Genomic DNA, 21147 nt, shown 5'->3' on the forward strand with positions numbered 1-21147 from the left:
ACGGTGAGCGGGGCGGACGACGCGGTGCTGGAGCTACGCGCCGTCCACCGCACCCACGGCACCGGGCCGGCGGCGGTGCACGCGCTGCGCGGCGTCAGCCTTGTCGTTCGGCCCGGCGAGCTGGTCGCCGTGATGGGCCCCTCCGGCTCCGGCAAGTCGACCCTGCTGGCTCTCGCCGGTGGGTTGGACCGCCCGACCGGCGGCGAGGTCCGGGTCGAGGGGCAACCGCTGGGGGCACTGGACCGCCGCGGGCTGGCCCAGCTGCGTCGCCGCCGGATCGGCTACATCTTCCAGCAGCTCAACCTGCTGGGCAGCCTCAGCGCGCTGGAGAACGTGGCGCTCCCGTTGGAACTCGACGGAACCAGCGGGCGTCGGGCCCGCGCACTGGCCATGACTGCGCTCACCGAGGTGGGCCTGCCCGCGTTGGGCGACCGCTTCCCGGACCAACTCTCCGGCGGACAGCAGCAGCGGGTGGCGATCGCCCGCGCGCTGGTGGGCGAACGCCGGCTGGTCCTCGCCGACGAGCCCACCGGGGCGTTGGACTCGCAGACCGGTGAGGCGGTGCTGCACCTGCTGCGCCGCCGGATCGACGCGGGTGCCGCCGGAGTGCTGGTCACCCACGAGGCGCGGCACGCCGGCTGGGCCGACCGGGTGGTGTTCCTCCGCGACGGCGTCCTCGTCGACACCACGGCGCCGCTGGGCAGCGTCGAGCAGTTGCTGTCCGGCAGCGAACGGTGACCATCCGCCGCCTGCCACGGGCCCCCGGTCGGGCCGACAGCGCGTCACGGCAGCCGGTCGCGCCGCCCGCCCCGGTCGGCCGACGGCGGTTCGCCGAGCTGACCGGCTCCTGGCGGGCGGCGCTGCGGATCGCCCGGCGGGAGTCACGCCGGTCCCGACGGCGGACCATCCTGGTGCTCGCGATGATCGCCATGCCGGTCGCGGCGCTGGCCTTCCTGGCCGCCAGTTACGACATGGCCGAGCTGACCCCACAGGAACGCGTCGACCGCCGCCTCGGCGTGGCCGACGCGCAGCTGCAGTGGATCGCCAACGCCCCGGTGGGGCAGGACGAGTGGGGTGAGGGCTGGTACACCCGCGACGGCGAGCTCCCCGCCAAGGTGACCGCGGCCCAGCTGACCGAGCTGCTCGGGCCGGGCAGCCGTGTCACCGAGGTTCGTCAGCGCGTTCCGCTGACACTGCGCGGCCCGCACCGCGACGAGGTCGTGAACGGTCGGGTGCTGGACCTCGCCGATCCGCTAGCCCGTGGGCTGGTGCGGTTCCGGGCCGGCCGGGCGCCGCAGCAGGCCGGTGAGGTCGCCGTCAGTCCGGTGGCGCTGCGCCGGCTGGATCTGCGCCTCGGCCGCGCCGTGGCCGCCGCCGACGGGAGCAGGGCGTACACAGTGGTGGGGGTGGTCGAGTTCCCCGACGACCTCGGGCCGGTGGTGGCGCTGCATCCGGGGGCCGTGCCGTCGACCGGTCCGGAGCCGGACGGTGTCTGGTTGGCGGACGTGCCGGGCACCGTCGACGCGGCGCTGGTGTCCCGGCTCAACGACCGTGGGGTGGTGGTCACCGCGCGACACTGGATTGCCCCGACGACCGGAGCGGACCGGACCTGGTTCGGGTCGATCGTGGGAAGCGACCCCAACGACCTGAGCACCGGCATCCTGATCGCCGGCCTCGGGCTGCTGGAGGTCGTCCTGCTGGTCGGGCCGGCCTTCGCCGTCGGCGTCCGTCGCCGCCGGCGGGATCTGGCGCTGGTCGCGGTGGCGGGTGGGGACGCCGCCCAACTCCGCCGGGTCGTCCTGGCCGACGGTGTGGTGCTGGGCGTGCTGGGGGCCGCTGCCGGCCTGCTGGTCGGCGTCGGCGCGGCGTTCGCCGGTCGCCCGCTGATGGAGCAGTACGTCTTCAGCGCCCGTTTCGGTGGCTACCGCTGCTGGCCGAGCGCGCTGGTCCTGCTCGGTGGTGTCGCGGTGCTGGCCGGGGTGCTCGCCGCGCTGGCGCCGGCCTGGACCGCCGCCCGGCAGGACGTCAGCGCCGGGCTCGCCGGGCGACGCACCCCGGCGAAATCCCAGGGCCGGTGGTTGGTTCTCGGACTGACGCTGGTGGTCGGCGGGGCGGGGCTGGCGGCGTTCGGGGCCACCCAGACGTCCCCGGCGGTGGTTCTCACCGGGCTGATTCTCGGCGAGTTGGGCCTGGTCTGCTGCACGCCCACGCTGCTCGGGGCGCTCGCTCGCCTGGGCCGGGTGTTGCCGCTGGCACCACGGATCGCGCTGCGCGACGCCAGCCGCAACCGGGCCGCCGCGGCACCTGCCATCTGCGCCGTGATGGCCGCCGTCGCCAGCAGCGTCGCCCTCGGCGGATACCTCGCCAGCGACGTCGCCCGCGACGCGCGCGCCTACCGGCCGGCGCTGCCGACCGGCCACGTGATGGTCAACCCGATCGGATCGGCCGGGCAGCCCACGCTGGCCCAGATCACCGACGCGGCCCGCACCCAGTTCGGCGTCGGCGCGGTCGCCCAGGTGCAGACACCGACCTGCGGGGCAGGGCCCACCGGCTACTGCGATGTCACACCAGTGCTTCCGCTGACCCGGGCCTGCCCCTGGCAGCCCGGCGTCCAACTCTCCGCGGCGCAGCGCCAGCAGGCCCGCGCCGACCCCCGCTGCCAGATCCGCGAGGCGGACTACTTCGGCGGCTACGTGGAAACCGGAGTCGACGACGGGACCGCGCTCCCCCTGCTCACCGGCGTGGACCCAGCGACGACCGCCGCCGCCACGGCCGTCCTGCGCGCCGGTGGCGTGGTGGTGACCGACCCGCGCTACCTGCACGACGGACTGGTGACCGTCCGGGTCGGCGACGTGGGGGCCGAGCCAAACCGTCCGATCACGGTCCGCGACCTTCCGGGGTACGCGCTGCCCCGGGCGACCGGCCAGCCCCGTCTGCTGCTCTCCGCCGCCGCCGCCCGGCAACTCGATCTGACCTGGTCTCCGACCGGCTGGGTGATCGGCACCACGACCCCGCCCGACGAGGAGCAACAGGCACGGTTCACCGCCGCCATACGGCCCTTCGGGACGTTCTCGCTGATGGTGGAGTACGGCGGCGCGCCACGCGACGTCTCACCGTTGCTTCTCCTGCTCGCGGCCGCGGCCGGGTTGATCACCGTGGGGGCGGCGGGGATCGCCACCGCGCTCGCCGCCGCCGAGGGACGCGCCGAGCTGACCACCCTCGCGGCCGTCGGCGCGGCCCCGGCGGTACGCCGGCTGCTGGCGATCTGCCAGGCCGGGGTCATCGCCGGTCTCGGGTCGGTGCTCGGCATCGTGGCCGGCCTCGGCACCGCCGCTATCGTGCTGGTCTCGGTGAACCGGCAGTACGCCACCGACTGGCCGGTGTCCGACCCGTACCCCTTCCTGGTGCCGTGGCCCGCGCTCGGGATCCTGGTGCTGGTGCCGGTGGTGGCGATGCTCGGGGCGGGCCTGTTCACCAGGGCCCGACTGCCGATCGAGCGGCGGCTGGACTGACTGATCCGCCGGCGATCGAAAGGGGACCGCTCAGGGGTGCCGTCGGGGCCGGGCAGCCGGCAGACTGATCGGCGTGTCAGTGCTGGGAAGAGTCACCCGTCGGCTCGGTCATCATCGTTGGTTCGGCGCGGCCGCACGGCTGTTGGTCCCCGCCGATCGGGTGGTCGGTCGCCTCACCCGGGGCCGGGTGGTAGCGCTCGGCCTGATCCCGTCCCTGGTGATCACCACGACGGGCCGCCGCTCCGGCAAGCCGCGCAGCAATCCGCTCGTCTACGTGCCCGACGGCGACGCGTACGTCGTGATCGGCTCCAACTGGGGGCAGACGCACCACCCCGGTTGGGCGATGAACCTGCTCGCCGATCCCGCCGCCGAGGTGGACGTGAAGGGCCGGCGGGTCGCGGTGCGGGCCGAGCGGGCGACCGGCGCCGAACGGGACCGGTTGTGGCAGCTGCTGGTCACCGAGTGGCCCGCGTACCGGACGTACGTGCAGCGGGCCGGCGACCGGGAGATCCACATCTTCCGGCTGGCCCCGACCGGGCGCGGCGCGCCCGACGGTCCGCCGTCGGCTGGCTAGGCTGACGTTCGGTAGCGAAAGGCGGACCCGTGAGTGAACAGGCCAGTGTCGACCGGGGCCTCGACGACCGACGGTGGACGGTCGCGGAGCGGGTCGCCGAGGCCGTCCAGCGGCGGTTCCCGGCCGACGTGCTCGCGATCGCGGTGCACGGGCCACTGGCGCACGGTGACGACGACGGCGGTGGGGACCGCGAGGCGGGCATGCTGGTGGTCACCTACCGACCTGGGACCGGCCCGCCACCGGCGACCCGGCGGGTGGACGGGGTGCTCGTCGACCTGACCGTGGCCGCCGCCGACGACTACCTGGCCCAGGCCCGGGTGCTCACCCCGCTGTGGCCGCTGACCGCCGACCGGTACGTCACCACGCAGGCGTTGCACGATCCGACGGGTTGGTTGCGGACGCTGCGCGACGAACATCTGGGCCGGCTGGCCCGGGCCCGTCCGGCGGAGTTCAGCTCCGCGGCCCGGCAGGCGTGGTACCGGGGCAGCGCGGCGCACTCCCGGGCGGCCCGGCTCGCCGAGTGGTACGAGACCGATCAGGCTCTGCTGATGCTCGGTGAAGCCCGGTTGGCGGCGGCCACGGTGACCGGCCTGCTGAGTCGCACCTACTTCCGTGATCCGGGGGACGCGGTACGCCGCACCGGTCTGGCCGGCGCGGACATGACCGAGGTGGGTGTGGTGCTGGCCCGGCAGGCCGAGGAGCTGGCCGCCCGGGGCCGCGCCGTCGACGGCACCATCGACGAGCTGCTCAGCACCTGACGCGCGTCACAGCCCGCCCGACACACCGATCAGCGCGCCGATCAGATAGGTGGCGCCGGCCGCTGCGGCGCCCAGCAGCAGCTGACGCAGCCCACTGGTCCACCACGGACGGTTGGTGAAGCGGGCCACCACGGCACCGGCGACGAACAACCCCAGCCCGCCGACGGCGAGGGTCAGCCAGAGTTCGGTGGCGCCGAGCAGGTACGGCAACAGCGGAACCAGCGCGCCGATCGAGAAGAACAGGAACGACGAGATCGCCGCGGCCCACGGGCTGGGCTGGTCGTCGGGGTCGACGCCCAACTCCTCGCGGACGTGCACCCGCAGCGCCTCCTCCGGGTCGCGCCGCACCGCCTCGGCGACCTGGGTCGCGAGGTCCCGGGGCAGACCCCGGGCCACCCACGCGTCGGCCAGCTCCCGGGCCTCCGCCTCGGGGTGCCGTTCCAACTCCCGGCGCTCCTTCGCCACCTCGGCGGCGACCTGCTCGTTGGCGGAGCGCACGCTGGTGTACTCGCCGAGCCCCATCGAGATCGCGCCGGCCACCAGGCCGGCGGTGCCGGTGAGCACGATGCTGCGGGGCGACACCCCGCCGCCGCCGACGCCGGCGATCAGGGCGATGTTGGTGACCAGGCCGTCCATCGCGCCGAAGACGGCCGGGCGCAACCAGCCGCCGGAGACGTCCGCGTGGTGCGCCTCACGCAGCGCCGCCGGGGTGTCGGTCACGGCGCCTGCCCTTCGATCGCGACTGCGGGACTCCGCTGCGCTGCGTTCCTCGCGCTCACCGCGCTGGCCCTGTTCGCGACTGCGGGACTCCGCTGCGCTGCGTTCCTCGCGCTCACGGCGCTGGCCCTGTTCGCGACTGCGGGACTCCGCTGCGCTGCGTTCCTCGCGCTCACGGAAGCGTCAGGATCTCGTGGCCGTCGTCGGTCACCACGATGGTGTGCTCGAACTGTGCCGTCCACTTCCGGTCCTTGGTGACCACGGTCCACCCGTCGTCCCACATGTCGTACTGGTAGGTGCCCAGGGTGATCATCGGCTCGATGGTGAACGTCATGCCCGGCTCCATGATGTCCGTGGGACGCGGGCTGTCGTAGTGCGGCACATAGAGGCCGCTGTGGAATGCCTCGCCGATGCCGTGGCCGGTGAAGTCGCGGACCACGCCGTAGCCGAACCGCTTGGCGTACGACTCGATGACCCGGCCCACGACGTTGATCTGGCGGCCCGGGGCGACCGCGCGGATGCCGCGCATCATCGCCTCGTGGGTCCGCTCGACCAGCAGCCGGGCCTCTTCGCTGACCTCTCCGACGCAGAAGGTGGCGTCGGTGTCACCGTGCACCCCACCGATGTACGCGGTCACGTCGACGTTGATGATGTCGCCGTCCTGCAGGACCGTGGAGTCCGGAATGCCGTGGCAGATGACCTCGTTCAGGCTGGTGCAGCAGGACTTCGGGAAGCCCTTGTAGCCCAACGTCGACGGGTACGCGCCGTGGTCGCAGAGGAACTCGTGCACCACCTTGTCGATCTCGTCGGTGGTCACACCGGGCTTGCAGTGCTCGCCGGCGAGCTGGGTGGCCTGGGCGGCGAGCCGGCTGGCGACCCGCATCTTCTCGATGGTCTCCGGCGTCTGCACGTGCGAGCCACGCCACTGTTGCGGGCGCGTCTTGCCCACGTACTCCGGTCGGGCGATCTGGGACGGCACCGGTCGCATCGGGGAGAGCGTGCCTGGTGTCAGCGGCGGGCGGACGGTCATGTCGCAAGCCTATCGCCGGGACCGCCGGTGAGCCGCGCCACGGCCGCCCGGTGGGGGTTGTTGCCCTGTCTGGACGGCTGTGTCAAGGTGTCTGCGTGGATCAAGGGGAAGCACCGCCTGTCTTCTCCGCCAGCGCCGAACTCGACGATGGCCACCTCTACGTGGTGGTAGCCGGTGAGGTCGACATGGCGACCGCGGACACGATGCTCCAGACAGCCCTGCGCGAGCCCGCCGGGAAGATCACTCTCGACCTGAGCGCTGTCACCTTCTTCGACTCGGCCGCCATCCACGCCCTGGTCCGGCTCGCCCAGCAGGTTCCGGGCGCGCTCACCGTTCGTCCGTCCCGGCAGGTCCGTCGCGTGCTGGAGATCTCCGGCCTCGGCGAGCAGAGCTGGCTCGACCCGGCCTAGGGTCGGCGTCACAGTCTCCCGCCGGCCCACTGGGCCCGGCCGCCGCCGGGCGCGCGGTCAGTCCTGCAGCTGCCGGCGCAGCGTCACCTCGGTGCCCTCATCGGTACGCTGCACCGACAGGTCGCCGAGCGCTCTGATCAGGGCAAGGCCGCGGCCCCGGAAGCCGGAGCCGGTCGACTCCCGCCACTGCCCGCTGTCGCGCACCGTGGCCGTCACCGTCCGACCCTCGATGGCCACCTCCACACTGATCATGGCCTCGGCGGGGTGGATCGGGTGCTCGATGGCGTTGGCGGCGGCCTCGGACACGGCGACGGTCAGGTCGAACAGGTCGGTCTCGCCGACGGAGTGCGCGACCAGGAAGTCCTCCAACCGCTTGCGCAGCACGCTGAGCCGGGTCGGGTCCGCCGGCAGCCGCAGTGCGAAACGGTTCAGCTCCGCCGCCTCCAGGGCGAGGACGGCGACGTCGTCGCGGCGCGGCCGCCCGGTGACCCGCTCGACCACCGCGTCGATCAGGTCCACCACGTGCTCACTCGGGGCGGCCGCGTCGACGCGGAGCTGGGCCAGTGAGGCGTCGATGCCGATCTGACGGTCCTCGATCAGCCCGTCGGTGTAGAGCAGCAGCCGACTGCCGGCCGGCAACTCGGCCTCGACCGACTCGTACGTGGCACCGGGAAGGGCGCCGACCGGTGGACCGAGCGCCCGGTCGTGCAGGAACGCCACATCGCCTCCGGTAATCAGCAGTGGGGACGGATGACCGGCGCTCGCGTACCGCAGTCGACCGGTGCGGGGGTTGAACATCAGACAGACCACCGTCGCGAAGGATCGGCCCTCGGTGGAGCCGACCAGCCGGTTGAGCCGGGTCAGCGACTCACCCGGATCGAAGCCCTCCAGCACGTACGCCCGCAGCGCGTTACGCAGCTGGCCCATCGCCGCGGCGGCCGGAACGCCCTTACCGACCACGTCCCCGATGACCAGCACCAGTTCGTCGCCGTTCAACGCGACAGCGTCGTACCAGTCGCCGCCGACCTCGACGTCGGCGCTGCCGGGCAGGTAGCGGCTGGCCACGACCGCGCCGGGCAGTTGGGGCAGCGATCGGGGCAGCAGGCTGTGCTGCAGGGTGGTGGCGATCCGGTGTTCGGCTTCGTAGAGCTGGGCGTTCTCCAGTCGCACCCCGACGAGCCGGGCCAGCTGGGTCAGCGCCGCGTCGTCGGCCTGCGCCTCATCGCCGTCCGCCCGCCAGACCTGCAGCTCACCGAGCTTCCTTCCGGCGGTGCCGGTCAGCTCGGCCACGAAGGACGGGTCGGCGGCGGTGATGCCGCCGCCGTCCGCCTCGAAACGGGCCTCGGCCGCGGTGACCACCACCCGGGCGGCCTCGGCGAGGCTCAACGCGTGCCGGGCGGCGACCTGGAGCACGTCGGCGGTGGATCGGGCGGTGTTCACCGCCACCGCCGCGTCGGCCAACGCCCGGAGCCGGCGGATGATCTGCCCGCGCAGCTGGCCCAGTTCCACGTTGGCCCGCACCCGGGCGATCAGCTCCTGGGCGGAGAACGGCTTGGTGAGGTAGTCGTCGGCGCCGACGGCGAGGCCGGCGACGGCCTCCGCGGAGCCGGCTCGGGCGGAGAGCAGCACGATCGGCACATACCGGGTACGCGGGTCCGCGCGCAGCGCGCTCACCAGCCCGAACCCGTCCAGCCGAGGCATCATCACGTCGGTGAGCACCAGGTCGAACCCGCCCTCGCGGGCCATCGGCAGGGCGTCGAGCCCGTCGTTGGCGGTGACCACCTCCCAGGTCGGGGAGAGCAGCCGGCTGACGTGCTCCTGAAGGTCGGCGTTGTCGTCGACGACCAGGATCCGGCCGGCCGGCAGGGCCGTCGCCGGCTGACGGTCGACCTCGGGTGCCGGCGCGACACCGGCCCACAGCGCGGTCTCCGCCACGAAGAGTCTTGCCTGCTCGGGCTCACCTTCGGGCAGCGGGTCGAACGCCACCACCCGCTCCGCCGGCAGGTGCGCCGAGCCGAACGGAACGGTCACCGTGAAGGTGCTGCCCACGTCGACCTGACTGGTCAGTCCGACCTCACCGCCGTGCATCTCGACCAGCTCCCGGACCAGCGCGAGGCCGATGCCGGTGCCCTCGTGGGTGCGTGCCCGCACCCCCGGCACCCGGTGGAACCGTTCGAAGACGTGCGGCAGCTCCTCCGGCACGATGCCGATGCCGGTGTCCGTCACCTCCAGCCGGGCCGCGCCCTGCACGGCCCGGATCCGCACCCGGATCTCGCCGTCGAAGGTGAACTTGACAGCGTTCGACACCAGGTTGAGGACGATCTTCTCCCACATGTCCCGGTCGACGAAGACCGCAGTGGGCAGCGGCGGACAGTCCACCACCAGTCGCAACCCGGCCCGGTCGGTGGCCGAGCGGAAGGTGCTGGCCAGCCTGGCGGTGTAACCGGCGAGATCGGTGGGCTGGTAGCGGGCGGCGAGCCGACCCGACTCCAGCCGGGAGAAGTCCAGCACGGTGTTGACCAGCTTGAGCAGGCGCAGCGCGTTGCGGTGCATCATGGTGAGCCGGTCGGTCTCGGCAGCGGGCAGCTCCGGGTCGGCCAGCATGTCCTCCAGCGGGCCGAGCACCAGGGTCAGTGGGGTGCGGAACTCATGGCTGACGTTGGCGAAGAAGTTGGTCTTCGCCCGGTCCAACGCGGCCAGCTCGGCTGCCCGGGCCCGCTCCTCCTCGTACGCCCGCTGGGTGCCGAGCGCCTTGGAGATCTGGGCGGCGACCAGGCCGAAGAAGTTGCGGTAGTCGTCGCTGAGCGGCAGCTGGCGGGCCACACCGACGATCAGCGCGCCGACCGTCTGGTTGGTCGCCGTGAGCGGCAGCACGAGGGCTTGGTCGGCGGCGTCGACCGGCGACGCGTCGAGCAGACCGGCCACCTCGACGGTGGCGGGCGAACCATCGGCGATCAACCGGGTCAGCACCTGGGTGACATCAGCGGCGGGCGGGGTGGTGCCGGTGCTGCCGGCCAGGATGACCTGGTCGCTCTCGTCAACCAGATAGATCAGGGCGAACGGCACGTCGGCCCGGTACCGGCCGAGCACCCCGGCGGCGGTCCGGCCCAGCTCCACGGCGCTGCCGATGTCGCTCAGCTCGGCACCCAGCTCGGAGAGCGCCCGCAGCCGGCGCTCACCGAGCACCCGCCCGGTGGTCTCGCTGACGATGCAGTAGACGCCGCTGACCGAACCGTCGTCACCCCGGATCGGGTCGTACGAGACGTTGAAGTACGTCTGCTCGACGAAGCCGTGCCGGTCCAGCAGAAAGGGATGGTCCTCGCCCCGGTAGGAGCGCCCGGTGCGCCGTACCCCGTCGAGCAGCGGACCGAGCACCGCCCACGTCTCCGACCAGTACGCGCGGGCCGGCTGGCCGATCACGTCCGGATGCTTGGCGCCGATGGTCGGCCGGTACGCGTCGTTGTAGAAGGCCAACTGCTCGTCGCCCCAGAACATCACGATCGGGGAACTGGAGGCGAGCATCATCCCGACCGCGGTGGTGAGCGCCGGGGGCCACTGACCGGGCTCACCCAGCGGGCCGGAGGACCAGTCGAAGCGGGCCAACCGGTCGCCCATCTCGCCACCGGCCGAGAAGGCGGCAGCCAGCATCGGGGAGATCTCGTGACCGGACACGCCGGGATGCCCGATGTCCGCGCCCCCCTGGGCCGAGCTCATGCAGCCTCCCGCTCCGGCCGTACCCCTCAGCCGTTGATCTTCACCCCGCCGTGCTCCGACTTGTACCCAAGCGAACCGGCAACGTAACGCATCACGGGCGCGCGACGCTGGTTAGCTACGCCTGAACCGTCGGGCACCGGACAGTACGGACGACCACGGCGTCGAACGGCGGTGATCCCAGTGCGCTGACGGGTCAGAAGACGGGCAGGCCGTCGATGCTCGCCGCGTTCTTGGTGGCCCGGTAGACGACCAGGTCGTCGGTGCTGCGGCGGGAGTGTGAGGTGAGCAACAGATCACGTTCGGCCCGGAAGTCCATCAGTGGCACCGCGTACCCGCAGGAGTCACTGACCCGCTCCACCTCGACACTGATGACAGCCCGGACGGCGTGCACGTCCGGCGGTGCCGGAAACTCGGCGAGCCGATCGGCGAACCCGTCCTCGGTCACCGCGACGCTGCTGCCCCGACCGTGCAACCGGACGATCTTCGGCGGGCCGTCGAAGGCACAGAACATCAGCGTGATCCGGCCGTTGTCCCGCAGGTGGGCGATGGTCTCCGCGCCGCTGCCGTGATAGTCGAGGTAGGCCACCCGGTGCGGGCCGAGGATCACGAACGTGCCCCGCATGCCCTTCGGCGACACGTTGACGTGCCCCTCGGCACCGGACGGCGCGGTGGCCACGAAGAAGAGCGGCTGGGCCGCGATGAACTCACGCAGACGACCGTCGATCTCCGGGTAGACCTTGCCCATCCGTCGATCCTCCCATCCGCGCCATCGGCCGGCGGGGGCGATCTCAGTCACACCCGCTGGTCAGCCGCCCGCACCAACGCCGTGATCGGACGGGGATCCCGCTCGTTCTCCGGATGCCACTGCACCCCGAGCACGAACGGCCGGGCCGGATCCTCCACCGCCTCGACCACCCCGTCCCCCGCCCACCCGGTCACCGTGAGCCGGCCCGGATCGGCCACTGCCTGGTGGTGGTACGAGTTGACCTGGTCGACCCCCGCCAGCACCGACGCGGCCAGGCTCCCCGGCGCGAACCGCACCGGGTGCGCCCCGTACACGCCGGGCGCCGGACGGTGCGCCTCGTGACCCACCACGTCGGGCAGGTGCTGGTGCAGGGCGCCACCGTACGCGACCGCGAGCAACTGCATCCCCCGGCACACGCCCAGCACCGGCAGCCCGGCGGCGAGCGCGGCGGCCAACACCGTCAGCTCGCCGGCGTCCCGGTCCGGCCGGTCCTCGGTACGCGGGTCAGTCGGCTGGCCGTACCGCCCCGGGTTGACGTCCGCGCCACCGGCCAGCAACAACCCGTCCAGGACACCCACCACGTCCGCGTCCACGTCGTCGGGCGGCAGCACCACCGCCCGGCCACCAGCGGCCGTCACCGCCCGGGTGTACGCCTCCGGCACCAGCACCGCCCGCACACCCCGCCAGACAGCCCAGTCGGCCGGCTCGACGTACGCGCTGACCCCGATCAGCGGCCTCCGCTGAGTTGGCACCGTTCGCGACTGCGGGGCTCGCACACCCGCGCTCCTCACAGGGGGGTCACGTAGGCGCCGGTGATGCCACCGTCGACCACGAACTGCGCGGCGGTCATGAACGAGGCGTCGTCACTGGCCAGGAACGCCACCGCGGCGGCGATCTCCTCCGGTTGCCCGAAGCGGCCCATCGGCACGTGCACCAGCCGGCGGGCGGCCCGTTCCGGGTCGGCGGCGAAGAGCTCCAGCAGCAACGGGGTAGCGACCGGGCCGGGGCAGAGCGCGTTCACCCGGATGCCCTCCCGGGCGAACTGGACCCCCAGCTCCCGGGTCATCGCCAGCACCCCGCCCTTGCTGGCGGTGTACGCGATCTGCGACGTCGCCGCGCCCATCAACGCCACGAACGACGCGGTGTTGATGATCGAGCCCTTGCCCTGCCGCCGCATGTGCGGAATGGCGTACTTGCAGCACAGGTAGACGCTCGTGGTGTTGACCCGCAGCACCCGCTCCCAGGCGTCCAGGCCGGTGTCCAGGATGGAGTCGTCGTCCGGCGGTGAGATGCCGGCGTTGTTGAACGCGATGTCCACCCGGCCGTGCCGGTCGGCCACCCCGTCGAACAGGTCGCGTACCGCCGACTCGTCGGTCACGTCGGTGGCCACGAACTCGCCGCCGCACTCCTGCGCGGCCTTCGCGCCGGCGTCCGTATCGATGTCCACGCAGACCACCCGGGCCCCCTCGGCGGCGAACCGTCGCACGGTGGCCAACCCGATGCCGCTGCCCGCTCCGGTGACCACTGCCACCCGGTCCTGCAACCGACCCTGCACTGGCCTCACTCCTCTGTCGCGATGAAGACGTTCTTGACGTCGGTGAAGGAGTGCAGCGCGTCCGGGCCCAGCTCACGGCCGAGCCCGGACCGCTTCATCCCGCCGAACGGGGTCCAGTAGCGCACCGAGGAGTGCGAATTGACGCTGAGGTTGCCCGAGTCGACGGCACGGGCCAGGCGCAGGGCCCGACCGACGTCCCGGGTCCAGATCGAGCCGGAGAGGCCGTACTCGGTGTCGTTGGCGAGCCGGATCGCGTCCGCCTCGTCGTCGAACGGCAGCACCGAGACCACCGGGCCGAAGATCTCCTCCCGCCAGTGCCGGTCGGCTGGCGAGTCGGCCAGCAGCACCGTGGGCGCGTGCCAGAAACCGCCGCCGTCGGGGCAGGAGCCGGTGAAGGCGACTGTCGCACCGGTGAGGTAACCGGCGACCCGGTCCCGCTGGGCGGCGGAGATCAGCGGGCCCATCTCGGCGGTGTCGCGGGACGGGTCCTCGACGCGTACCGCGCGTACCGCTGGTTCGAGCAGTTCCAGGAACCGGTCGTACACCGGACGTTGGACCAGGATCCGCGACCGTGCGCAGCAGTCCTGGCCGGCGTTGTCGAAGACCGCGCCCGGCGCGGTGGCGGCGGCGCGTTCCAGGTCGGCGTCGGCGAACACGATGTTCGCGCTCTTGCCGCCCAACTCCAGGGTGAGTCGCTTCACCTGGGCGGCGCAGCCGGCCATGATCCGGGTGCCGACCTCGGTGGAGCCGGTGAAGCAGATCTTGCGGACCGCCGGGTGGCTGACGAACCGTTCCCCCACCACGTCACCGGCTCCCGGGATCACTGTGAAGACGTCGTCGGGCAGGCCCGCCTCACGGGCCAGCTCGGCCAGGCGCAGCGCGGTGAGCGGAGTCAACTCGGCGGGTTTGAGCACCACTGTGTTGCCGGCGGCGAGCGCCGGGGCGAACCCCCAGGCGGCGATCGGCATGGGGAAGTTCCAGGGCACGATCACGCCGACCACACCGAGTGGCTCGTGGAAGGTGACGTCCAGCCCACCGGGCACGGGGATCTGCCGGCCGGTCAGCCGCTCCGGGGCTCCGGCGTAGTAGTCGAGCACGTCACGGACGTTGCCGGCCTCCCAGCGGGCGTTGCCGATGGTGTGCCCGGAGTTGCGCACCTCCAGCCCGGCCAGCTCGTCCACGTGCGCGTCCACAACGGCGGCGAACCGCCGCAGCAACCGCGCCCGGTCCCCCGGCGCGACGCCCCGCCACGCCTCGAACGCGGCCGCCGCCCGCGAGATCGCGGCGTCGACGTCCCCCACCGTGGCCCCAGGAACCTCCCGAAACCCCTGCCCCGAGGCCGGGTCAACAACAACTGTCACGCCCCACCCACCCCTCCCCTACGCGATCTTGCAGTTTCTGCCCGGGCAAAAGCCTTATCTGTACGCAGACCGGCGACACAAAGTGCAAGATCGCGGCGGGTTTCGGGGGGTCAGAGGCGTTCGAAGCCACGGGTCAGCTCCCAGTCCGTCACCGCGGCGTCGAAGGCCGCCAGCTCGACCCTCGCCTGGTTGGCGTAGTGGGCCACGACCTCGTCGCCGAACGCCTCGCGGGCCACCGTCGAGCCCTCCCACAGGGCCAGGGCGTCGCGCAACGTGGTGGGGACACGCTCCGCCTCCGGGTCGTCGTACGCGTTGCCGGTGCACTCCTGCCCCAACTCCAACTCACCGTCGATGCCGTGCAACGCGCCGGCGACCAGCCCGGCGATCGCCAGGTACGGGTTGACGTCGGCGCCGGGCACCCGGTTCTCCACCCGCATGCCCTGCCCGTGCCCGACCACCCGCAACGCGCAGGTGCGGTTGTCGACGCCCCAGCGCAGCGCGGTCGGGGCGAACGAGCCCGGCTGATACCGCTTGTAGGAGTTGATGTTCGGGGCGAAGAGCAGGCTGAACTCCCGCATGGTGGCCAACAGCCCGGCGAGCACCCGCTGCCCGGTCGCCGACAGGTGCGCCGGCCCGTCGCCGAGCATCGCCGACGAACCCGACGAGTCCCGCAGCGAGAAGTGGATGTGGCAGGAGTTGCCCTCCCGCTCGTTCGGCTTGGCCATGAAGGTGATCGCCATGCCCTCCTGGGCGGCGATTTCCTTGGCCCCGTTCTTGTAGATGACGTGGTGGTCGGCGCAGGCCACCGCCTCGTCGTACCGGAAGGCGATCTCGTGCTGGCCGAGGTTGCACTCGCCCTTGGCGCTCTCCGGGGTGAGCCCGGCGCCGGCCATCTCGGTGCGGATGCGGCGCAGCAGCGGCTCCACCCGGGCGGTGCCGAGCAGGGAGTAGTCCACGTTGTACTGGTTCGCCGGGGTCAGGTCCCGGTAGCCGCGCCGCCAGGCGTCCTCGTACGAGTCGCGGAACAGCACGAACTCCAGCTCGGTGCCGGCGTACGCGGTCAGCCCGTGCTCGGCCAGCCGGTCCAGTTGCCGGCGCAGGATCTGCCGGGGCGAGGCGACCACGTCACCCGAGCCGTCCAGCCAGGTCAGGTCGGCCAGCAGCAGGGCGGAGCCGGGCTGCCAGGGCATCCGGCGCAGGGTCGCGAAGTCGGGCACCATCGCGAAGTCGCCGTAGCCGCGGTCCCAGCTCGACATCGCGTACCCGTCGACGGTGTTCATGTCCACGTCGACGGCGAGCAGGTAGTTGCACCCCTCGCTGCCGTGCTCGGCGACCTGATCGAGGAAGAACGGCGCGTGAAACCGTTTCCCCTGGAGGCGACCCTGCATGTCGACGAGGGCCAGCACCACGGTGTCGATCTCACCCTCGGCGACGGCGACCCGCAGTTGTTCCAGCGTGAGCGGTGCTTTCCTCATTCGCGGGCCTCCATCACCAAGGTCTACTGGCAAACCGGATCACCGTCAATGCCCCGTGCCGCCTGGGAACGAAACCGCGAGTTCGTCCGCGTCGTCCGATCGTTCGTCGCCGCGCCCGGGCTTGGTGCGATGCACATCCGGGCAGACCGGGAGCCGTCGGTCGCCGCCGAGGTGACACGGCGAGGCCGGTGTCCGAACTCCGAACGCCGGCCCCACCCTCACGTCACTTCACAGTCCCCATCGACACCACGATGTCCTCCTTGCCGGTGTACGACCAGAACACCGGCTCGGCCGAGTAGCTCAGTTTCGCCTCGGCCCACAGAGGGCTCGACGAAACCACGAACCAGTCGTGGCTGCGGGACAGCAGATAGACGCCCCACCCGGGTTCGACCGCCAGTTCGTGCAGCCCCGTCAGACGGCGCGTCTGCTCGGGATGCGCCCTGCGCAGCGACAGGCCGCGCAGCACGAACGGCGTGCACAGGTACGTCACGTCCTGGAACAGCACCTCAAGCCGGTACTCGTGGGTGGAGCTGGCATCTGCCTGGAGCCACAGCTGGGTGTGCGTCCGACTGACGTGCGTGATCTGGAACAGCCGGTCCGGCGCCTCAAGCTCAGCGGTGATTTCGTTGCGGATCATGCGCTCACATCCCTTGAACTCTCGCCCGCCGGAAGTTGGACGAGTTCAGAGCCGCTCCTCGACGGTCACCGATCACTCACGACGTTCGTCGACGGTGCGGACCGGGCCGGTGAACCACTTGCGGGCCGAGGCGTACCACCAGACGGCGACGACCAGCAGCACCCCGCCCACGGCCAACGGCGCGTAGTTCACCGCCGACCAGGTGAACCCGTCGTTGCCGGGCACCCCGGCGGGCACGATCGGCAGCACGAAGTACACGGCGATGATCGCGATCTCGATCACCGCGATCCAGCCGAGCAGCTTGTACCTGCGGCCCAGCGTCCACGGCCCGGGGACGAACCGGTCGCCCATCCGCAGCCGCAGCGCGATCGGGATGAGGAACGACAGGTAGAGCCCGAGCACCGCGACGGAGACCACCGCGTAGAAGGCGATCGGGATGCCGGCGGAGCTCTCGTAGAGCGCCGGCAGGGTCAGCACCAGACCGGCCAGCGTGGCGCCGATGATGGCGTTGACCGGGGTGCCGTTGCGGTCGACGGTCGACCAGAGCCGCCATCCGGGCACCGCCCGGTCCCGACTGAACGCGTATGCCATGCGGCTCATCGAGGTCACGCAGCTCATGCCGCAGAAGAACTGGCCGATGGTGGAGATGATGATGACGATCTTGAAGAAGACCGGGGTCAACGCGGACTCGAAGATGGCGCCGGAGAAGCCGCCCGCGGCGTTGACCGCCTCGACGTCGGTGGCCGCGAAGAGGAACGCCAGCAGCAGGATCCAGCCACCGACCGCCGAGTAGAAGATCGACTGCCAGAGGCCACGGGCTGCGGCCTGCGAGGCGCCCCGGGTCTCCTCGGAGACGTGCGCGCAGGCGTCGAAGCCGGTGATCGTGTACTGGGTGAGCAGGAAACCCAGCGGCAGCACGTAGAACCAGAACGTCAGCCCGCCGATGTCGCCGTCACCGAAGCCGGAGTTGTTGAACCGCTCGGTGAACACGAACTGGAAGCTCTGGTGGTTGTCGGGAACGAAGACCAGGATGGCCACCACGACGGCCGCGCCGGCCACGTGCCACCAGACCGAGACGTTCTGGAGTACGTCGATGATCCGGTGCCCGAAGATGTTGATCAGCCCGTGCAGCACCAGGATGATCACGAAGAGCATGAACGCCTGCCGCAGCGTCCCGGCCCAGCCGTCGAAGAGCGCCGACAGGGTGAGGTTGAGAAACGTCGCGCAGCCGTAGTCGACCGAGGCGGTGACCGCCACCAGACCGATCAGGTTCAGCCAGCCGGTGAACCAGCCGTGTACGGGACGACCCATCGTGGCCGCCCACCAGTAGATCCCGCCCGCTGTCGGGTACGCCGACACCAGTTCCGCCATGCAGAAGCCGATGATCAGGATGAACAGCGAGATCAGCGGCCAGCCCCAGGAGATGGCGACCGGCCCGCCGTTGTTCCACGCCTGACCGAAGGTGGTGAAGCAACCGGCCAGGATCGAGATGATCGAGAAGGAGATGGCGAAGTTGGAGAAGCCACTCCACTTGCGGCGTAGTTCCTGTTTGTAGCCGAGTTCAGCGAGCCGTCGGGCGTCGTCGTCCATCGGTTGCTCGGCGGTCGGCACGGGCGTCGTGGCCACTGCACACCTCCCTGAGGTGGTTCCGCGTGCGAGTGGGCAAAGTGTCGACCCGGCCGATCAAGGCGGTCAATACGTAGTCGGTGGGAATCTCACTCCCGGTGGGCTAATTGCGTTGCCGTCCAGCCACCCCGGCCCGCATCCTGGACCAGTGACCAGGCCCGATCAGGGCCCCACCCCGGGCGCTCGGACCGCCCGACACCGGTGGCGCGGGGCACGCCTCTCTCTCACGCACGGGCACGTCGCCCGTACCCAAAAGTGCCCCGCGCCCCCAACCCCCGGGTTGGGGGGCAGGTCAGGTCAGGAGGAGGCCGGCCACCCAGAGGGCGGCTATGAGCAGGCCGGCCAGGAACTCCACAAGGATCGACAGGCCGGCGGCCTTGAGGGCCTGCACGGTGGACGGCCAGGCGAGCTGGTTGCTGCCCAGCCGCAGCCGCTCCGCCGCCCACACCCCCGCCACGAAGCCGAGCACCAACCCGACGAACGGCACCACGAAGAACCCGATGATGCCGAGCACCCCGCCGGCGAGCAGCGTGGACGTCGGCACACCGGTGCGCTTCAAGTTCCGGCCAGGCCACGCGTACTTGATCACGGCGCCGGTCGCGGCGACCAGTGTGGCGGCGGCGAACACCGCCCAGCCACCCAGCCCGGCACCGCCGAACACGGCCCAGACCAGCACGCCACCCCAGCACAGCGGCAGCGCCGGCAGACCGGGCACCACCACGCCGGCCAACCCGGCCAGGATGGCCAGCCCGGCCACCACGGTCACCACCGTCTGCGAGTCCGTCAGGTCCACGCCGCCACCCTCCGTCGCCGCCGACCAGACCGCAACGGTCCCCCGCTCACGGCAGTGCTCCCTCGCCACGCAGCCGGGCGGTGATCGCGTCAGCCGGGGCCGGGGCACCGAAGAAGCGGCCCTGCCCGGTGTCGCAGCGCAGCGCCCGCAGCCGTTCCGCCTGCACGCCGGTCTCCACCGCCTCGGCCGTGACCCACAGCTCCAGGGCGTGCGCCAACCGGACCAACGCGTCGACGATCCGTTCGTCGCGGTGGTCGGCGGCCTCGTCGGTCCCGTCCGCGCGGATGCCCTCGACGAACGGGCCGGCGAGCTTCAGGCAGTGGATCGGCAACCGGCGCAGGTACGCCAGGTTGGAGTAACCGGTGCCGAAGTCGTCCACTGCCAGCCGGACACCGAGCGCGGCGAGCCGGTGCAGGCTGCGCAGCGGCTCTCCGGCGCTGCCCATCACGGCGCTCTCGGTCAACTCCAGCTGGAGCAGCTCGGCGGGCAGCCCACTGGTCCGCAACGCGTCGGCCACAGTGTCCACGATGGCGGGTTCGTCGGCCTGCCGCGCGGCGAGGTTGACGCTGACCACCAGCCGGGCGTCCGGGAACTCCCGCCACCACCGCTCGGCGTCCGCGCAGGCCCGCCGCAGCACCCACTCGCCGAGCCGGACGATCAGGCCGGTCTCCTCGGCCAGCCCGATGAACCGGTCCGGCCCGATCAGGCCCAGCTCCGGGTGCTCCCAACGGACCAGCGCCTCCACCGCGAGCATGCTGCCCTCCAGCAGCGACACGATCGGCTGGTAGTGCAACACGAACTCGCCCCGGTCGAGTGCGGCGGGCAACCCGGCGACCAGCGCCGACCGGGCGATGTCCCGGGCGCCGCGCTCGGGGTCGTAGACCGCCCACCGGCCCCGGCCCGCCGCCTTGGCCCAGTAGAGCGTGGTGTCCGCGGCCTTCATCAGCTCCGACGCGGTGGTTTCCGAGGCGGGGCACTGCACGATGCCCACACTGGCCGAGACGGCCAACTGGTGCTCACCGACGTGGACCGGGGCCGCGACGGCGGCCAGCGCGGCCTCGGCGACGGCGACCGGGTCGTCGGCGTCGTCGCCGCCCGCGACGAGGATCACGAACTCGTCGCCCCCCATCCGGGCAACCAGGTGACCGTGGTCGGCCACGCACGCGGCCAGCCTGCGACCGATCATCACCAGCAGCCGGTCACCGAGGTCGTGACCGAGGCTGTCGTTGATCGCCTTGAAGCCGTCCAGGTCGAGGAAGCACACCCCGACCCGCTGCCCGACACCCGCGGTGTCCAGCACCCGTCCCAACGTCTCGAAGAACAACGTCCGGTTGGGCAGCCCGGTCAGCGGGTCGTGCAGCGCCTGGAAACGCAGGCGCTGCTGGAGTTGGTACCGCTCGGTGATGTCCTCCATCATCGCGACGGTGAATCGTGGCCGTCCCTCGTGTCGGATCAGTGAGACGGCCAGATCCGTCCAGACCACGCTGCCGTCCTTGCGGTAGTAGCGCTTCTCCACCCGGACCGCGTCGTGCTTGCCCTCGATCAGTTCCTGGTAGAGCTCCCACATCCCGGCGGCGTCGTCGGCGTGGAACAGCCCCGCCACGTTGATCTCGCGCAACTCCTCGATCGAGTAGCCGAGCATGTCGGCGAACGCCTGGTTGACGTCGATGATCCGGCCGTCCACGCCGGCGATGCCGATCCCGATCGCGGCTCCGGTGAACACCGCCCGGAACCGCGCCTCACTGGCGCGCAGCGCCTGCTCCACCTCGTCACGCGCCTGCCACGCCGACCGGGCGATGCGCTCCTGCTGGCTGAAGGTGCGGTCGCGCAGCGCGCGGGCGAACCCGGCGGCCAGGCCGCCCTGCATCGCGGCGATCCGGTCGGCGAGGTCGGCCGGCCGGTCACCGTCGCTGAGAACCCGCCGCCCGAAGGTCGCGCCGAGCGCGTGCAGCGTCCACTCCAGCGCCTGCGGCTCGGTGAGGTGCGCCTCCACCAGGGCCCGCCCGACCTCCTCGGCGGGGCCGACGCTGAACGGCTCCGCCCGTATCGCCTGGGCCAGCCGGACCGTGTGCGCCAGCAGCAGCCGCTCGGTCTCGGCCAGGCTCAGTGGCACGAAACCGAGACGGCGCACCGCGCGGGCCCAGTCGGCGGCGTACCCCACGGCATCGGCCCAGCCGGCAACGACCCCGGCGGGGTCCCGGCCGGCGTCGACCCCGGCGGGGTCCGGGACGGCGGCCACG

General features: G+C 71.9%; 17 protein-coding genes. 5 read left to right on the top strand and 12 right to left on the bottom strand.

Translation table 11 applies throughout. The features are described from left to right. Positions 1-3: 3 nt before the first annotated feature. The 4 genes from IF22_RS0129555 to IF22_RS0129570 all read left to right on the top strand — a co-directional run bounded on the left by IF22_RS0129555 (position 4) and on the right by IF22_RS0129570 (position 4844). Complete coding sequence (locus tag IF22_RS0129555) at positions 4-738, top strand: ABC transporter ATP-binding protein (RefSeq protein WP_030337612.1); 735 nt, start codon at positions 4-6, stop codon at positions 736-738. After that, the gene (locus tag IF22_RS0129560) at positions 735-3512 is read left to right on the top strand and encodes an ABC transporter permease (RefSeq protein ID WP_030337613.1); all 2778 of its coding nucleotides are present in this window, start codon (positions 735-737) and stop codon (positions 3510-3512) included. The genes IF22_RS0129555 and IF22_RS0129560 overlap by 4 nt, the downstream gene beginning before the upstream one ends. Before the next feature lie 73 nt (positions 3513-3585). Then, a complete protein-coding gene (locus IF22_RS0129565; RefSeq protein ID WP_036412576.1) occupies positions 3586-4086 on the top strand; it encodes a nitroreductase/quinone reductase family protein in 501 nt (166 codons plus the stop codon). A gap of 29 nt (positions 4087-4115) precedes the next feature. Further along, positions 4116-4844 (top strand): hypothetical protein, encoded by a 729-nt coding sequence (locus IF22_RS0129570; protein ID WP_030337616.1) that lies wholly within the window; start codon positions 4116-4118, stop codon positions 4842-4844. A 6-nt stretch (positions 4845-4850) separates the two neighbouring features. On the opposite strand, the gene IF22_RS0129575 is transcribed toward IF22_RS0129570, so the two are convergent. Both IF22_RS0129575 and map read right to left on the bottom strand, forming a co-directional pair. Beyond that, positions 4851-5564, bottom strand: a complete 714-nt coding sequence (locus tag IF22_RS0129575; protein ID WP_030337617.1) for a VIT1/CCC1 transporter family protein — start codon at positions 5562-5564, stop codon at positions 4851-4853. A 169-nt stretch (positions 5565-5733) separates the two neighbouring features. Next, positions 5734-6591, bottom strand: coding sequence for a type I methionyl aminopeptidase (map, locus tag IF22_RS0129580; RefSeq protein WP_030337618.1), 858 nt, complete (start codon positions 6589-6591; stop codon positions 5734-5736). A gap of 95 nt (positions 6592-6686) precedes the next feature. Between map and IF22_RS0129585 the strand changes: the two genes are divergently transcribed. Further along, the gene (locus IF22_RS0129585; RefSeq protein WP_030337619.1) at positions 6687-7001 is read left to right on the top strand and encodes an STAS domain-containing protein; all 315 of its coding nucleotides are present in this window, start codon (positions 6687-6689) and stop codon (positions 6999-7001) included. Positions 7002-7058: 57 nt separating this feature from the next. On the opposite strand, the gene IF22_RS0129590 is transcribed toward IF22_RS0129585, so the two are convergent. The 10 genes from IF22_RS0129590 to IF22_RS0129635 form a co-directional block, all read right to left on the bottom strand. Continuing rightward, positions 7059-10715 (bottom strand): SpoIIE family protein phosphatase, encoded by a 3657-nt coding sequence (locus tag IF22_RS0129590; RefSeq protein ID WP_030337620.1) that lies wholly within the window; start codon positions 10713-10715, stop codon positions 7059-7061. Positions 10716-10908: 193 nt separating this feature from the next. Next, positions 10909-11460 carry a pyridoxamine 5'-phosphate oxidase family protein gene (locus IF22_RS0129595; protein WP_030337621.1) on the bottom strand — a complete coding sequence of 184 codons (552 nt, stop codon included), beginning with the start codon at positions 11458-11460 and terminating at the stop codon, positions 10909-10911. A gap of 47 nt (positions 11461-11507) precedes the next feature. Then, complete coding sequence (locus IF22_RS0129600; RefSeq protein ID WP_030337622.1) at positions 11508-12212, bottom strand: gamma-glutamyl-gamma-aminobutyrate hydrolase family protein; 705 nt, start codon at positions 12210-12212, stop codon at positions 11508-11510. 35 nt (positions 12213-12247) lie between these two features. Further along, positions 12248-13015 (bottom strand): 3-oxoacyl-ACP reductase, encoded by a 768-nt coding sequence (locus IF22_RS0129605; RefSeq protein WP_030337623.1) that lies wholly within the window; start codon positions 13013-13015, stop codon positions 12248-12250. A gap of 5 nt (positions 13016-13020) precedes the next feature. Then, positions 13021-14376: an aldehyde dehydrogenase family protein gene (locus IF22_RS0129610; protein WP_030337624.1), complete on the bottom strand. Its 1356-nt coding sequence runs from the start codon at positions 14374-14376 to the stop codon at positions 13021-13023. A 110-nt stretch (positions 14377-14486) separates the two neighbouring features. After that, on the bottom strand, positions 14487-15851 hold the full coding sequence (locus tag IF22_RS0129615) for a glutamine synthetase family protein (RefSeq protein ID WP_030337625.1): 1365 nt from the start codon (positions 15849-15851) through the stop codon (positions 14487-14489). 223 nt (positions 15852-16074) lie between these two features. Then, on the bottom strand, positions 16075-16488 hold the full coding sequence (locus tag IF22_RS0129620; RefSeq protein WP_030337626.1) for a hypothetical protein: 414 nt from the start codon (positions 16486-16488) through the stop codon (positions 16075-16077). A gap of 72 nt (positions 16489-16560) precedes the next feature. Further along, positions 16561-18114 carry an amino acid permease gene (locus tag IF22_RS0129625; protein WP_030337627.1) on the bottom strand — a complete coding sequence of 518 codons (1554 nt, stop codon included), beginning with the start codon at positions 18112-18114 and terminating at the stop codon, positions 16561-16563. Between the two features lie 292 nt (positions 18115-18406). Further along, complete coding sequence (locus IF22_RS0129630; protein WP_030337628.1) at positions 18407-18907, bottom strand: DUF456 domain-containing protein; 501 nt, start codon at positions 18905-18907, stop codon at positions 18407-18409. A 46-nt stretch (positions 18908-18953) separates the two neighbouring features. Continuing rightward, positions 18954-21146, bottom strand: a complete 2193-nt coding sequence (locus tag IF22_RS0129635) for a putative bifunctional diguanylate cyclase/phosphodiesterase (RefSeq protein WP_036412579.1) — start codon at positions 21144-21146, stop codon at positions 18954-18956. Position 21147: the final 1 nt, after the last annotated feature.

It is taken from the genome of Micromonospora parva, assembly GCF_000718515.1.
GTDB lineage: Bacteria > Actinomycetota > Actinomycetes > Mycobacteriales > Micromonosporaceae > Micromonospora > Micromonospora parva.

What these genes read in the sequence shown, in the direction of transcription:
- IF22_RS0129620 (WP_030337626.1), bottom strand. Translation starts at nt 16,488, where the DNA reads ATGATCCGCAACGAAATCACCGCTGAGCTTGAGGCGCCGGACCGGCTG.
- IF22_RS0129615 (WP_030337625.1), bottom strand. Translation starts at nt 15,851, where the DNA reads ATGAGGAAAGCACCGCTCACGCTGGAACAACTGCGGGTCGCCGTCGCC.
- IF22_RS0129595 (WP_030337621.1), bottom strand. Translation starts at nt 11,460, where the DNA reads ATGGGCAAGGTCTACCCGGAGATCGACGGTCGTCTGCGTGAGTTCATC.
- map (WP_030337618.1), bottom strand. Translation starts at nt 6,591, where the DNA reads ATGACCGTCCGCCCGCCGCTGACACCAGGCACGCTCTCCCCGATGCGA.
- IF22_RS0129590 (WP_030337620.1), bottom strand. Translation starts at nt 10,715, where the DNA reads ATGAGCTCGGCCCAGGGGGGCGCGGACATCGGGCATCCCGGCGTGTCC.